Origin of the sequence: Bradyrhizobium sp. CCBAU 53338 (genome assembly GCF_015291665.1) — a bacterium.
Classification (GTDB): domain Bacteria; phylum Pseudomonadota; class Alphaproteobacteria; order Rhizobiales; family Xanthobacteraceae; genus Bradyrhizobium.
The window spans coordinates 586,133-599,659 of sequence record NZ_CP030048.1; the positions used below are offsets into that span (position 1 = coordinate 586,133).

A 13,527-nucleotide genomic window follows, 5' to 3' on the forward strand; every position below is an offset into this window, starting at 1 on the left:
GATGCGTAGCATCGAACCCGCAATCTCGAGGTTCTCAGGTGCGCAACTGCGCACCCGAGTTCGCGCTTTGCGCGCCCCGGAACGACAGCAACCGTCAGTTCCGGTCTTCCGGCAAGGTCGGCAACGGCGAGACCTCGATGCCTTCGTCGATCAGCGACTTCGCATCCTCCGGCGAGGCCTCGCCGTAGATCGGGCGATGCTCCTTGTCGCCGTAGTGCATCGCGCGCGCTTCGTTCGCAAAGCGCTCGCCGACATTATCGGCGTTCTTGACGATGTGGTCGCGCAACTCTTTCAGCTTGGTGCGCAGCTCGCGCTCCTGCGCCATCATCAGCGAGGTGGATCCAGACTGCGTAGCCTCGGGCGGCGGCGTCGTGGCCGGCTCCGCCGGAGGTGTTGCGCGCCCCTTCTTGCCGACGATGCGCGGCGCCATGATCGCCTTGTCGACCTTGGCCGAGCCGCAGATCGGGCAGGTTACCAACTTACGCTTCACCTGCGAATCATAGGCAGCCGAGCTCTGGAACCAGCTTTCGAACTCGTGTTTGCGGTCGCAATGAAGCGCGTAGCGGATCATGCCGATCCCCGCACCAGATGCAGATGATCCGGCCCGGCCTTGGGATCGGAGACGCCGAAGCGGCGGCCGTGCTGGAGTGACGGGATCGCGCGGCGCGCGGTCTCGACCCTGGCCGGATCGATCTTGGCCATGATGATGCCGGGCTCGACGTCGCCCTCGGCGAGGATCTCGCCCCAGGGATCGATGATCAGCGAGTGACCATAGGTCTCGCGCTTGTTCTCGTGGGTGCCTGCCTGGGCGGCCGCGAAGATGAAGCAGCCGGTCTCGATCGCGCGCGAGCGCAACAGGATGTGCCAGTGCGCTTCGCCGGTCTTGCGGGTGAAGGCGGAAGGAACGGTGATGAAGTAGGCGCCACTTTCGGCGAGCGCGCGGTAGAGCGCGGGGAAACGCACGTCGTAGCAGATCGTCAAGCCAACGCGACCCCAGGGCAGGTCGGAGATGACGGCCGTCTCGCCCGGCTGGTAGTTGGCGGATTCGCGATAGCTCTCGCCGTCCGGCAGCTCGATGTCGAACATGTGGATCTTGTCGTAGCTCGCGAGCACCTGGCCCTCGGGCCCGATCAGGAAAGAGCGGTTGACCGCCTTCTCGGCCGAGAAGCGCAGCGCCAGGGAGCCGACATGGAGATGGATCTTCAGCTCGGCCGCGAGCGCGCGATAGGCCTTCAACGAGGCATCGTCCTCTTCGCTCTGCAGATGCTCGAACAGCGCCTTGCGATTCAGCTGCATCATGTTGCTGACTTCAGGCGTCTGCACGTAGTCGGCGCCCTTGGCCGCCGCCTCCCGGATCAGCTTGGTGGCCTGTGCGAGGCTCGGCTCGGGTAACAGGCCGGTCCGCATCTGGATCATCGCAGCGGTGAAGGTCCTGTCGCTCATGACGCGGCCTTCACGCTTTCGAGCAGGCCGTCGAGCTTGCCCTCGCGATCGAGCGCGTAAAGGTCGTCGCAGCCGCCGATATGGGTTCCGCCGATCCAGATCTGCGGGAAGGTCGAGCCCTCGCCGGCGCGGTCGTACATCTCCTCGCGCCAGGCCGGATTCTGGGCGACGTCGAATTCCGTAAAGGCCGCCTTCTTTCGGGTCAGAAGCGACCTGGCGGCGGAACAATAGCCGCACCCCGGCCTGGTGTAGATCTCGACAGCAGCAGTCATGTCGTCCAGCGCTCTCATGTCATGAATTCATTGAATTATATGGGAGTTTACCTGATCTCGACAACCCGGGCAAAGACCAGCACGTCGACCTGGGCCGCCTTCGCGCGCAGCAGGGCGCGGGCGCAGGCATCCAGGGTCGCACCCGACGTCAGGACGTCATCGACAAGAATGATGCGCCGGCCCTGGATTTCGGCCTGGCGGTCGGGGGATACCTGGAATGCGCCCTGTACATTGGTGGCGCGCTGGGCCCGCGACAGGCCGATCTGCTGCTCGGTGGCGCGCACTCTGCGGAGCACATCGCCGCGCACCTTCACCCCGCTCTGCCGTGAGACGATCTGCGCCAGCGCGCCGGACTGATTGTACCGGCGGCGCCAGGCCCGGCGCCAATGCAGGGGCACCGGCACCAGCATGTCGGCGTCCGCGAGCAGCTCACTGCCCGCACGCGCCATCCAGCGGCCCATGGCGGGTGCGAGGTCCGTCCGGTCCTGGTATTTCAGCGCATGCACCAGCGTGCGCGCGACGTCGTCGTAACGCAACGCCGCGCGGGCGCGCATGTAAGCCGGCGGGCTCGCGATCGCCTCCATCGACAGCATGTCGGGGCCGGGGTCATAGACGAAGGGAATGCCGAGCCGCGGACAATAGGGCCGCTCGATGAACGACAGCCGTGACCAGCACGCCGCGCACACGCCCTCGCCATCGACCGGCTCGCGGCAGGACACGCACAGCGTCGGCAGCGCAATGTCGAGCGCAAGCCGCGCGGCGCGCGACAGCACGTGGCGGCCGGCCGTCCACGCGGCACGAAGGGGTGCGGCGATGGAGCGGGTGCGGGCGGCGTCGGCGTCCATGGAGAGAGGCTAGCGCCGCATGCAACGGATTGCCAGAACCGTCGTGATCGGCGTAACCAGCGGCATGGCTCAGACCCCGCAAACCCCGCCCGCTCTGTTCGATCGCACCTTGCTGCATACGCGACAGCGACGTGCTCGGGCGCTGGGTGATGTGACCTTCCTGCTCGACCGGGTCGCAGAAGACATGTCCGACCGGCTTGCCGCGGTGACGCGCGAGTTTCATGCCCCAGTCGAGCTCTGGACACCAGGGGAGGGGCTCGCCGGATTGCGCACGCGGCTGCCTTCCATCGAACGGATCGCGCTCGATGGGGCGCGCGCGGAGACATTGCCGTTCGCACCCGAGAGCCTCGATCTCGTCGTCTCGGCGCTGGCGCTGCAATTCGTCAACGACCTGCCGGGCGTGCTCGCGCAGATCCGCCGCGCACTGAAACCTGATGGCTTGCTGCTGGCGGCGATGATCGGCGGCGATAGCCTGACCGAGCTGCGCCAGGCCTTTGCCGCGGCGGAGGCCGAATGCGAAGGCGGCGTGTCCCCGCGCGTCGCGCCGTTCGCCGATCTGCGCGACATCGGCGCACTGCTGCAGCGGGCGGGCTTCGCGTTGCCGGTGACCGATGTCGACCGCGTCGTGGTGCGTTATGGCAATGCGTTCGCGCTGATGCAGGATCTCCGCCGCATGGGCGCGACCAATGTGCTGATCGAGCGGCGGCGCACGCCGAGCCGTCGCAGGACCTTGCTGCGCACGGCCGAAATCTACGCCGAACGCTTCGCCGATGCCGACGGCCGCATCCGCGCGACCTTCGACATCATCTGGCTCTCCGGTTGGGCGCCGCATGCAAGCCAGCAGCAGCCGCTGAAGCCGGGATCGGCGAAGGCGAGCCTGGCGGAGGCGGTGAAGAAGGCTGGGAGAGATTGAGCTGCGTCCGTGACCCAGCTCGCCCTCACAGCAGCAAATCGATCAAATGCGGGATCAGCGGAATGTCCGCCGGCGGCATCGGGTAGTCGCGCAGCTTGTTGGCGCGGACCCAGGCGAGGGTCTGGCCTTCGCGCGGCGTGACCTGGCCTTCCCAGCGCCGGCAGATATAGAGCGGCATCAGGAGGTGAAACGTCTCGTAGCCGTAGCTCGCGAAGGTGAGCGGCGCGAGGCACGGCTCGGCGACCGTGATGCCGAGCTCCTCGTGGAGCTCTCGGATCAGGCTCTGCTCCGGCCGTTCGCCGGGCTCGAGCTTGCCGCCGGGAAATTCCCAGAGGCCGGCGAGCGTCTTGCCCTCCGGGCGTTGCGCGATCAGGACGCGCTTGTCGGCATCGACCAGCGCGCAGGCCACCACCAGTGTCAATTTGAGATCGGCCATGCGCAACTGTCGTTCGCTGGAGGTCATCGGTAACCGTCTGTTAACCCCGTTGGGGACCGCGTTCTACGGTCTCAATAAGTCATATTTAATCGGCGGTTCCTAGAGTGGGAACTCTTAAAACCATTCCAGGTCCGATCCATGCGCGCTGCGCTTCGCACTCTCATTCGCCGGTTCGTCCGCGACAACAGCGGCAATATCGCGGTCATCTTCACGATTGCCTGCGTCCCGTTGATCACCGCGGTCGGCTGTGCGATCGACTATTCCCGCGCGACCCAGACCCGCTCCAAGCTTCAGGCCGCCGCCGATGCGGCCAGCGTCGGCTCGATCGCCAAGGCCTCGCCGGCCTTCGTGGCGGCGGGCTCGATGACGTCGGACGGCTCGATTCCCGCCGGCGTGACCGACGCCCAGAACATCTTCGATGCCAACCGCGCCAATCTGACCGGCTACACGCTCAACAGCGTCACGCCGACCGTGGTCAAGAGCGGCTCGACCGTCACCTCGACGGTCGCGTTCAGCGCCAACATCAACACCATGTTCCTCGGCCTGATCGGCAAGACCGCGCTCACCGTGACGGGCACGTCGACCTCGACGGCCAACATGCCGCTTTATGTCGATTTCTATCTCCTGCTGGACAATTCGCCGTCGATGGGCGTGGCGGCGACGCCGGCGGATGTCACCAAGATGGTCAGCAACACGTCCGACAAGTGCGCCTTCGCCTGTCACGACTACAATGACGCGAACAACTACTACAACCTCGCCAAGACGCTCGGCGTGACCACGCGGATCGACGTGCTGCGCAGCGCGACCCAGTCGCTGATGGACACGGCTGCGGCCACCGAGACCTATTCGAACCAGTTCCGCATGGCGATCTACGATTTCGGCGCCGCGTCGAAGACCATCGGCCTGCGCGCGCTGTTCTCGCTGTCGGCGAGCCTGTCGAGTGCCAAGACCGCGGCAGGCTCCATCGATTTGATGGGCGTCTACGGCAACAACGATGCCTATACCGCCGACAAGGACACCCAGTTCAGCACGGTATTCCCGGCGATCAACACGGCAATCACGACGCCGGGCGCGGGCACCTCGGCGGCGCCGATGAAATATCTGTTCTTCGTCTCGGACGGCGTTGCAGACGAATACAACACCGCCTGCTCCAAGCCGACGGTGAGCGGCGGCCGCTGCCAGTCGCCGATCGACGTCTCTCTCTGCACCACGATCAAGAACCGCGGCATCAAGATCGCGGTGCTCTACACCACCTATCTGCAACTGCCGACCAACAGCTGGTACATGACCTACATCGATCCGTTCAACCAGGGACCGTTCGGTCCGTCGCCGAACAGCCAGATCGCGCAGAACATGCAGAGCTGCGCCTCGCCCGGGCTCTATTTCGAGGTGAGCCCGACCCAAGGAATCTCGGACGCGATGAACGCGCTGTTCAAGAAGGCGGTCGCCGACGCGCGCATCGCGGGCTGAGGCCTACGACCGGTAATCCCCGTTGATCGCGACGTACTCCTTGGTGAGATCGCAGGTCAGCACGCGGTCGCGACCCTTGCCGAGGCCGAGCGAGACCTTGATCGCGATCTCCGGGGCCTTCATCGCTTCCGACACCTGCGCCTCGTCATAATCAGGATCGCGCGCGCCGCTCTTGGCGACGCGGATGCCGTTGAAGGAGATCGACAGCTTGTCGCGATCGGCCGGCTCGCCGGCCTTGCCGACGGCCATGACCACGCGGCCCCAATTGGCGTCTTCGCCGGCGATCGCGGTCTTCACCAGCGGTGAGTTCGCGATCGACATCGCGATCTTTCGGGCCGAGGCCTTGGTCTTGGCGCCCTCGACGGTGATCTCGACCAGCTTGCGCGCGCCTTCGCCGTCGCGGGCGACCTGCTCGGAGAGATTGGCGAGGATCTGGTTGAAGGCCTTCACGAAGGGCTTCAGGCGCGGATCGCTGGCGCGGCTGATCTTGGGCGCGCCGTGCTGGCCGGCGGCGCCGGTGGCGAACGCCAGCAGCGTGTCGGAGGTCGAGGTGTCGCCGTCGATCGTGACCGCGTTGAACGTGTCCTCGACGCCGGCCTTGAGCAGCGCCTGGAGCGCGGCGGGCGCGATCGGGGCGTCGGTGAAGATGAAGGACAGCATCGTCGCCATGTCGGGAGCGATCATGCCGGCGCCCTTGGCCATGCCGTTGATGGTGACCTTGGCCTTGCCGAGCTTCACGGTCGCGGTCGCGACCTTGGGGAAGGTGTCGGTGGTCATGATCGCCTTGGCGGCGGCGAGGTAATCGCCGGCTTCCGCGGTCTCGGCCAGGCGGCCGAGCACGCCGTCGAACTTGGTCGCGTCCAGTGGCTCGCCGATCACGCCGGTCGAGGCCAGGAAGATCTCACTCTCGCTGCAACCGACGGCCTTGGCCGCGATCTTCGCGGTCAGCGCGGTCGAGCCGCGGCCGGTCTTGCCGGTGAAGGCGTTGGCATTGCCGGAATTGACGACCAGGGCGCGGGCCTTGCCGCCCTTCAGTTTTGCACGGCACCATTCGACCGGCGCGGACGGGCACTTCGACTTGGTGAAGACACCGGCCACCGCGGTGCCCTTGTCCATGATCGCCAGCAGCACGTCGGTGCGGTTCTTGTAGCGGATGCCGGCCTCGGCCGTCGCAAGACGGACGCCCGCGATCACGGGCATGTCAGGGACGTTCTTCGGGGCGAGCGGGGAGACTGATGAGGACATCGCTGGGTGCCTTGGTGAGGTCTGGATATGCAGATGCCCGGCCCCTCTTTGCGGGGCCGGGCATCTGGTAGGCTTAAATACTCTTCGCGTCGCCGAAGTGACAGCGAATTCTTACTTCTTGGCGGGAGGCGCCATCTTGCTGTCGGCCGGCTTCGCATCAGCAGGCTTCGCATCGGCCGGCTTGGCATCCTTGGACGCGTCCGCCGCCGGCTGGTCCAGCCGCTCGACCTTCGCCTCGGCGCGGAGCTTGGCGACGTAGTCGGCCTGGGCCTTGCGGGTGACGTACTGCTCGATCTGCGGCTTGACCTGGTCGAACTCCGGCGCCTTGCGGTTGCGCTTTTCCTCGACCTTGATGATGTGCCAGCCGAACTGCGACTTCACGGGGTCGGAGATCTTGCCCGGCTCGAGCGAGAACGCGACGGCCGAGAATTCCGGCACCATCTGTTCCTTGGTGAAGAAGCCGAGGTCGCCGCCGTCGGCGGAGCCCGGATCCTTGGACTTCTTCTTGGCCAACTCGGCGAAATCGGCGCCCTTGTCCAACTCGGCCTTCACCGCCTTGGCCTCGTCCTCGGTTTCGACCAGGATGTGGCGGGCGCGCACTTCCTGCTCGCCGGTGATCTGCTTGGAGGCCTCCTCATAGACCTTCTTCATGGCGTCGTCGGTGGTCGCCGCCTTGCCTTCCTGGGCCAGCAGGCTGTCCATGAGCAGGCGGTTGCGGGCAAACGCCATCCGCTTCTTGAACTCGTCGCTGTCGGCGACCTTCTTGTCATCGGCCGCCTTGGCCACGATCTTCATGTCGATCAGGAAGGAGAGGACGTTCTCGTCCTTGGTCGCCGGGTCCATCTGGGCGAGGCTCGGTCCGAGCTCTTCCTCGGCCATGGTGACGTCGCTCTTCTTGATTTCAGCGCCATTGACCTTGGCCAGAACCGGATCGTCGGCCGCCCGGAGCGGGCCCGCGAACGCCAGGGACAGCGCCAGGGCCAGGAAGCCAGCCAGGGCGGATGCATGGCGAAAACGCTGGCCGGTGGTTACCGGGAACGAGGTGGTCATGGAAAATCCTTATGTTGAAGCAGGGGCTGCTTAAGCGCGGCGGACACTCGCCCAATCGCGGAGGCTTGGCAACGCGAAAAGTCTGTCAAAATGATGAATTAGCCGCAATGCGCCCGCCGTTGACAAGGCCCTGACCGGGCCATATCTCTGCGCGGTCGCGACCATGGCGATGGCGTTTATTTTGCTGCGTTTTTGGCCGTTGAACCCAGACTAGCCCAATTCCCACCCATATGGCGGATGACCCCCGATAGTCCGGGCTCTGGCACCATAAGGCGTCACGGTGAGTTGATGGGCCGGAGGGTGACAACTTCTTGGCTGCAACGCGGTTGAATCGCGAACACAGGAACTAGGCATGATCGGCGCGCTCGCCCGCAAGTTTTTCGGCTCCGCCAACGACCGGCGGGTGAAGGGATACCAGTCCCGCATCAACGCGATCAATGCGCTTGAGCCTGAGGTCTCGAAACTCTCCGACGAGGCGCTCAAGGCCCGCACCGCCGAGTTCAAGAAGCAGCTCGCCGAAGGCAAGACGCTCGACGACCTGCTCGTTCCCGCCTTCGCCACGGTGCGCGAGGCCGCCAAGCGCACGCTCGGCCAGCGCCATTTCGACGTCCAGCTGATCGGCGGCATGGTGCTGCACGAGGGCGACATCGCCGAGATGAAGACCGGCGAAGGCAAGACGCTGGTTGCAACGCTCGCGGTCTACCTCAACGCGCTCGCGGGCAAGGGTGTCCATGTCGTTACCGTCAACGACTACCTCGCCCGCCGCGACTCCGGCTGGATGGGCCAGATCTACGGCTTCCTCGGCATGACCACGGGCGTGATCGTCCACGGCCTCGACGATGCCGAGCGCAAGGCGGCCTATGCCTGCGACATCACCTACGGCACCAACAACGAATACGGCTTCGACTATCTTCGCGACAACATGAAGTACCGGCTCGAGGACATGGTCCAGCGGCCGCACTTCTTCGCCATCGTCGACGAAGTCGACTCCATCCTGATCGACGAAGCGCGCACGCCGCTGATCATCTCCGGCCCGCTCGACGACCGTTCGGATTTCTACAACACCATCGACGGATTCCTGCCCAAGCTCGACAAGACCGACTACGAGGTCGACGAGAAGCAGCGCACCGTGACGCTGACCGAAGGCGGCATGGAGAAGATCGAGACGCTCTTGCGCGATGCCGGCCAGCTCAAGGGCGAGTCGCTCTACGACGTCGAGAACGTCTCCGTCGTGCACCACATCAACCAGGCGCTGCGGGCCCACACGCTGTTCACCCGCGACAAGGACTACATCGTCCGCGACGACGAGGTCGTGATCATCGACGAGTTCACCGGCCGCATGATGCCGGGCCGCCGCTATTCGGAAGGCCTGCACCAGGCGCTGGAAGCCAAGGAGCACGTCCAGGTTCAGCCCGAGAACCAGACGCTGGCCTCGATCACCTTCCAGAACTACTTCCGCATGTACGAGAAGCTCGCCGGCATGACCGGTACGGCTGCGACCGAAGCGGACGAGCTGTTCGACATCTACAAGCTCGAGGTCGTGGAAATCCCGACCAACCTGACCATCGCGCGCCTCGACGAGGACGACGAGGTCTATCGGACCCAGAAGGAAAAATACCAGGCCATCCTCGCCGAGATCGAACGCGCCAACTCCCGGCTCCAGCCGGTGCTGGTGGGCACCGCCTCGATCGAGAAGTCGGAAGTGCTGGCCGAATTCTTGAAGCAGAATGGCTACAAGCAGATCGACTTCGGCAAGGAGAACGCGCTCGACAAGCTCTACGCCGCTGCCCGCGCCGGCAAGCCGGCGAAATTGTTCGCGGTGCTGAACGCGCGTTTCCACGAGCAGGAAGCCTACATCGTCGCCGAAGCCGGCGTGCCCGGCGCGATCACGATCGCGACCAACATGGCCGGCCGCGGTACCGACATCAAGCTCGGAGGCTCGCTCGAGATGCGCCTCCAGCAGGAAACCGCCGGCATCGAGGACGAGGCCGAGAAGGCCAGGAAGATCGAGCAGATCAAGGCCGACATCGCGCATTTCCGCGACATCGTGCTGAAGGCCGAGGAGACCGTCGAACTCGAGCCGGCCAAGGGCTCGAAGCCGGCCAAGACCGTCAAGAAGCCGGGTGGCCTCTACATCATCGGCTCGGAGCGGCATGAATCCCGCCGCATCGACAACCAGCTTCGCGGCCGCTCCGGCCGTCAGGGCGATCCCGGCCGCTCGAAGTTCTTCCTGTCGCTGGAAGACGATCTGATGCGCATCTTCGGCTCGGATCGCCTCGACAGCATGCTCCAGCGTCTCGGCCTGCAAGAGGGCGAGGCGATCATCCATCCCTGGATCAACAAGGCGCTCGAGAAGGCGCAGCAGAAGGTCGAAGCCCGCAACTTCGACATCCGCAAGAACCTGCTCAAGTTCGACAACGTCCAGAACGACCAGCGCAAGGTGATCTTCGACCAGCGCGTCGACCTGATGAAGGACGACAGCGTCGCCGAGACCGTCACCGACATGCGCCATGCCTTCATCGACGATCTCGTCGCCAAGCACGTGCCCGAGCATGCCTATGCCGAGCAGTGGGACGTCGCCGGCCTGAAGGACGAATTGAAGCGCGTGCTCGATCTCGACCTGCCGGTCGACGACTGGGCCAAGGAAGAGGGCATCGCCGACGAGGAGCTGCTCAAGCGTATCGAGACCAAGGCGGACGAGCACATGGCGGCCAAGGTCGCGCAATGGGGCCCCGACGTGATGCGCTACGTCGAGAAGACCATCCTGCTCCAGACGCTCGACCATCTCTGGCGCGAGCATCTGATCATGCTCGACCATCTGCGCCAGGTCATTGGCCTGCGCGGCTACGGCCAGCGCGATCCGTTGCAGGAGTACAAGACCGAGGCCTTCAACCTCTTCCAGGAGATGAGCGCGCATCTGCGTGAGGCTGTGACCGCGCAGCTGATGCGGGTCGAGATCGTCCCGCCGGAGCAGGAAGCTCCCGTGCTGCCGCAGATGGAAGCGCACAAGTTCGATCCGAACACCGGCGAAGACGAAATGGCCATTGCCAACGTCTCGCTGGCCCCGCAGGCCACCGACGCCGCGCTGCGCGACCCGAAGAACCCGGCCAGCTGGGGCAAGGTCGGCCGCAACGAGGACTGCCCCTGCGGCTCAGGCAAGAAGTTCAAGCACTGCCACGGGCGCTACGCTTAAGGCGTGAAGCCTGGTGGGGCGCGAGGTCGGCGCCTCACGCTCCACTGTCGTCGCCCGGCTCGACCGGGCGACCCGGTACGCCGCGGCCTCTCGACTCAATCATATCAGTCTCCGGGTGCTGGATCGGCCGAACAAATCGGGTGATCGCATGTGGCGCGCGCAACTCCGGCGCAATGCCCCGGCTTGGCTCCGGGGCATCCGTTACGTTGCGCTGTGAGGTGACGCGGAGCCTCTAGCTGCCGGGCGGCCGATACTTGCCCCGCAGTTCGCTCGCCATTTGCCGGACCTTGGTGATCTCATCCTGCGTCCACAGACGCGTGAGGTTCACATGGTGGATGGCGCCGGACGCCACCACGGTGCCGGATATTGCCGGTGCGGCACTGGGGTCGGGCACGTCGAAGATGACGAGCACGCCGGGCCCGTCGGCAGCCGTGCTGTACATCGAAATCAGCTTGCCGCCTGCAGCCTCGATCAGAGCCTTCGCCGCCTCGTAGCGATTCGTCTTGGGATTTTCCATGATGCTGTTGAGTGATTTTGGCGTGTACTGTCCTGTCATACAGAAATGCATGATGACTTCTCCTCTCGGGAGCGAGTGATGAATGAATGTATGCAGTCCATCCGGCGTGATGAAAAAGCGCCGGCGCAAAAGAGATCAATGAAGGATTGCGCGCCCTGCCGTGGGCAAATTGCCGCTAACGATATCTTGGGCCTTCGGCACTGCCCTATGGCGGCTGCAGGAAACTCTACATCACTTGGCCATCGTGCGGAAGGGTGACGAAATGCCCCTTGAAGGCGCCGGCAGACACTTGCGCGCCGCGCGCGCCGTCGCTGGGTACCGCGTCAATTCGAGCTGTCGATCAAGCTCTCCAGCAGCCGCTTCAACTCGCTCGTCGACTTGTCGCCGTAGCTCTCCAGGATGTGCTCTTCCTGATCCACCGCGAGCGAGTTGAGCTTCTTGCACAGCACCTTTCCGCGATCGGAGATGAACATCAGCACCTTGCGACGGTCGTTGGGGTCCTGCACGCGATAGACCAGCGTGTCGGAGACCATGCGGTCGATCATCTTGGTCAGCGTCGGATGGTTGAGCAGCACGGCGTCCGCAAGCTCGCCCATCGAATGGCCGTCGCCGTCCGACAGCACTTTCAGGATGCGCCATTGCTCGACGGGAACTCCCTCCTTGCTCAACCGCAGTTCGAGCTGCCGGTTGATCTCGCGGTTGGCTTGCGCGAGCAGGTAGGCGAGGTGTTCGGTGATGGGAGCGTTCGATTTTGCCACGGCTAAGACTTCGTCTTGACCCAAATGAGTGAATGTCTTGCAATCAATGCTGCATCTATATGCACTTCAATTGTTGAATATTCAATATTTTCAAAATAGGATCATTGCCCAACAAAAGGGCGGATGCCGCGGCCGCCTGCTCAATGTGCTTTCAGGTCTGGTGCCAGACAGGAGTTGGCGTGCGCGCGACGGTAAATTTCCCGGCTCACGGCGGTCCGGCGTTGCCGCCGTCCTTGCTGTTCAGGAATCTGTCGTCATCGGCGGCTGATGGCTCGTTGTCGCCGAGCGATCACGCCTTTCTCCGGCGTCGTGGCACGAACAGGCTGCGTGTCGGCGGCTTCATTTGCTGCACGGGATCCCCGGGGGTCTGGGGCCCCTGCGCGACCTATAGCGCGCAGCTCGCGGTCGCCGAGATCAACAAGCGCGGCGGCATCCTCGGCCGCGAGATCGAATTTTCCGTCTACGACGCCGGCGGGCCGCTCGATGACGTGCTGAACCGTGCCGAGCAGGCCATCGCGTTTGACGAGGTCGATGTCATCGTGGGCCTGCACACCAGCGCGGTCCGGGTCGCCTTGCGCGACGTCACCACGCGGCATCGTATCCCCTACGTCTACACGCCGGTCTATGAAGGTGGCGAGCGCACGCCGGGCGTGATGGCGATCGGCGAGACGCCGCGCTGGCAGAGCCGACCGTCGATCCACTGGCTCGCCGACGTGAAGAAGGCGCAGCGCTGGTATCTGATCGGCAGCGATTACGTCTGGCCCTGGCAATCGCACCGCGCGGTGAAGAACTACATCAGGGAAACCGGCGGCCACGTCGTCGGCGAAGAGTTCGTTCCCCTCGGCGAGGATAATCACGAGCCGCATCTGGCGCGCATCCGCGCCGCGCGGCCTGATGTGGTGCTGATCTCGCTGATCGGCACTGACAGCAGCACCTTCAATCGCGCCTTCGGCGAATGCGGCTTGGGTGCCACCACGCTGCGATTTGCAGGCGCCATGGACGACACCGTTCTGCTCGGCATTGGGGCTGACAACAGCGAGAACATGTTCTGCGCCTCCGGCTATTTCACCGGCACCGGCGCCCGCGCCAACGACGACTTCCAGGGCCGCTATCGCGCGATGTTCGGACCGAATGCGCCGCCGATCGGCTCGGTCGGGCAATCCGGTTACGAGGGCATGCGCTTTCTCGAAGCGGTCGCCAACAAGGCCGGCTCTTTGGCGATGGGGCCGATGCTCGCAGCCGGCCGCAACATCGTCTACAGCGGCGCCCGCGGGCAGGTCACCGTCCGCAACGGGCGTGTGCGGATGCCGATGCATCTCGCCGAGGCCGATGGTCTCGACTTCAAGCTGATCAAGCCGATCTGACACGCGCGCGACAATCCGCGG

General features: G+C 64.6%; 13 protein-coding genes. 4 read left to right on the plus strand and 9 right to left on the minus strand.

Annotation, left to right across the window (positions count from 1 at the left end):
• Positions 1-94: 94 nt before the first annotated feature.
• Genes XH90_RS02785 through XH90_RS02800 form a run of 4 tightly spaced genes read right to left on the minus strand, consistent with a single transcriptional unit; the run spans position 95 to position 2,560 of the window.
• Positions 95-571: a DUF1178 family protein gene (locus tag XH90_RS02785; RefSeq protein ID WP_194479106.1), complete on the minus strand. Its 477-nt coding sequence runs from the start codon at positions 569-571 to the stop codon at positions 95-97.
• Entirely contained in the window at positions 568-1,443 is an 876-nt protein-coding gene (locus XH90_RS02790; protein WP_194479107.1) for a carbon-nitrogen hydrolase family protein, read from the minus strand. The genes XH90_RS02785 and XH90_RS02790 overlap by 4 nt, the downstream gene beginning before the upstream one ends.
• On the minus strand, positions 1,440-1,715 hold the full coding sequence (gene grxC, locus XH90_RS02795) for a glutaredoxin 3 (protein ID WP_194482567.1): 276 nt from the start codon (positions 1,713-1,715) through the stop codon (positions 1,440-1,442). Before grxC ends, XH90_RS02790 begins: the two co-directional genes overlap by 4 nt.
• Positions 1,716-1,762: 47 nt before the next feature.
• Positions 1,763-2,560 (minus strand): ComF family protein, encoded by a 798-nt coding sequence (locus tag XH90_RS02800; protein ID WP_194479108.1) that lies wholly within the window; start codon positions 2,558-2,560, stop codon positions 1,763-1,765.
• A gap of 64 nt (positions 2,561-2,624) precedes the next feature.
• On the opposite strand from XH90_RS02800, the gene XH90_RS02805 reads away from it, so the two are divergent.
• Positions 2,625-3,473 carry a methyltransferase domain-containing protein gene (locus tag XH90_RS02805; protein ID WP_194482568.1) on the plus strand — a complete coding sequence of 283 codons (849 nt, stop codon included), beginning with the start codon at positions 2,625-2,627 and terminating at the stop codon, positions 3,471-3,473.
• Positions 3,474-3,498: 25 nt separating this feature from the next.
• On the opposite strand, the gene mutT is transcribed toward XH90_RS02805, so the two are convergent.
• Positions 3,499-3,909 carry an 8-oxo-dGTP diphosphatase MutT gene (mutT, locus tag XH90_RS02810; protein ID WP_194479109.1) on the minus strand — a complete coding sequence of 137 codons (411 nt, stop codon included), beginning with the start codon at positions 3,907-3,909 and terminating at the stop codon, positions 3,499-3,501.
• Positions 3,910-4,047: 138 nt separating this feature from the next.
• Between mutT and XH90_RS02815 the strand changes: the two genes are divergently transcribed.
• Positions 4,048-5,379, plus strand: a complete 1,332-nt coding sequence (locus tag XH90_RS02815) for a TadE/TadG family type IV pilus assembly protein (protein WP_194479110.1) — start codon at positions 4,048-4,050, stop codon at positions 5,377-5,379.
• A 3-nt stretch (positions 5,380-5,382) separates the two neighbouring features.
• On the opposite strand, the gene argJ is transcribed toward XH90_RS02815, so the two are convergent.
• Both argJ and XH90_RS02825 read right to left on the minus strand, forming a co-directional pair.
• On the minus strand, positions 5,383-6,624 hold the full coding sequence (gene argJ / locus XH90_RS02820) for a bifunctional glutamate N-acetyltransferase/amino-acid acetyltransferase ArgJ (RefSeq protein WP_194479111.1): 1,242 nt from the start codon (positions 6,622-6,624) through the stop codon (positions 5,383-5,385).
• A 111-nt stretch (positions 6,625-6,735) separates the two neighbouring features.
• Positions 6,736-7,674 carry a peptidylprolyl isomerase gene (locus XH90_RS02825; RefSeq protein WP_194479112.1) on the minus strand — a complete coding sequence of 313 codons (939 nt, stop codon included), beginning with the start codon at positions 7,672-7,674 and terminating at the stop codon, positions 6,736-6,738.
• Positions 7,675-8,026: 352 nt separating this feature from the next.
• Here XH90_RS02825 and secA point away from each other — a divergent pair, with 352 nt between their 5' ends.
• Positions 8,027-10,867, plus strand: coding sequence for a preprotein translocase subunit SecA (gene secA / locus XH90_RS02830; protein ID WP_194479113.1), 2,841 nt, complete (start codon positions 8,027-8,029; stop codon positions 10,865-10,867).
• A gap of 232 nt (positions 10,868-11,099) precedes the next feature.
• Here the strand turns inward: secA and XH90_RS02835 are convergent, their stop codons facing one another.
• Together XH90_RS02835 and XH90_RS02840 are read right to left on the minus strand one after the other, a co-directional pair.
• A complete protein-coding gene (locus XH90_RS02835; RefSeq protein WP_194479114.1) occupies positions 11,100-11,435 on the minus strand; it encodes a GYD domain-containing protein in 336 nt (111 codons plus the stop codon).
• Between the two features lie 272 nt (positions 11,436-11,707).
• Complete coding sequence (locus tag XH90_RS02840; protein WP_057747431.1) at positions 11,708-12,142, minus strand: MarR family winged helix-turn-helix transcriptional regulator; 435 nt, start codon at positions 12,140-12,142, stop codon at positions 11,708-11,710.
• Between the two features lie 179 nt (positions 12,143-12,321).
• Between XH90_RS02840 and XH90_RS02845 the strand changes: the two genes are divergently transcribed.
• On the plus strand, positions 12,322-13,506 hold the full coding sequence (locus XH90_RS02845; protein WP_194479115.1) for a substrate-binding domain-containing protein: 1,185 nt from the start codon (positions 12,322-12,324) through the stop codon (positions 13,504-13,506).
• Positions 13,507-13,527 lie beyond the last annotated feature (21 nt).

Excerpts from the sequence above, each read along its gene's own strand:
- XH90_RS02785 (WP_194479106.1), bottom strand. The coding sequence starts at position 571 with ATGATCCGCTACGCGCTTCATTGCGACCGCAAACACGAGTTCGAAAGC.
- XH90_RS02805 (WP_194482568.1), top strand. The coding sequence starts at position 2,625 with ATGGCTCAGACCCCGCAAACCCCGCCCGCTCTGTTCGATCGCACCTTG.
- argJ (WP_194479111.1), bottom strand. The coding sequence starts at position 6,624 with ATGTCCTCATCAGTCTCCCCGCTCGCCCCGAAGAACGTCCCTGACATG.
- XH90_RS02800 (WP_194479108.1), bottom strand. The coding sequence starts at position 2,560 with ATGGACGCCGACGCCGCCCGCACCCGCTCCATCGCCGCACCCCTTCGT.
- grxC (WP_194482567.1), bottom strand. The coding sequence starts at position 1,715 with ATGACTGCTGCTGTCGAGATCTACACCAGGCCGGGGTGCGGCTATTGT.
- secA (WP_194479113.1), top strand. The coding sequence starts at position 8,027 with ATGATCGGCGCGCTCGCCCGCAAGTTTTTCGGCTCCGCCAACGACCGG.
- mutT (WP_194479109.1), bottom strand. The coding sequence starts at position 3,909 with ATGGCCGATCTCAAATTGACACTGGTGGTGGCCTGCGCGCTGGTCGAT.
- XH90_RS02825 (WP_194479112.1), bottom strand. The coding sequence starts at position 7,674 with ATGACCACCTCGTTCCCGGTAACCACCGGCCAGCGTTTTCGCCATGCA.
- XH90_RS02790 (WP_194479107.1), bottom strand. The coding sequence starts at position 1,443 with ATGAGCGACAGGACCTTCACCGCTGCGATGATCCAGATGCGGACCGGC.
- XH90_RS02835 (WP_194479114.1), bottom strand. The coding sequence starts at position 11,435 with ATGCATTTCTGTATGACAGGACAGTACACGCCAAAATCACTCAACAGC.
- XH90_RS02815 (WP_194479110.1), top strand. The coding sequence starts at position 4,048 with ATGCGCGCTGCGCTTCGCACTCTCATTCGCCGGTTCGTCCGCGACAAC.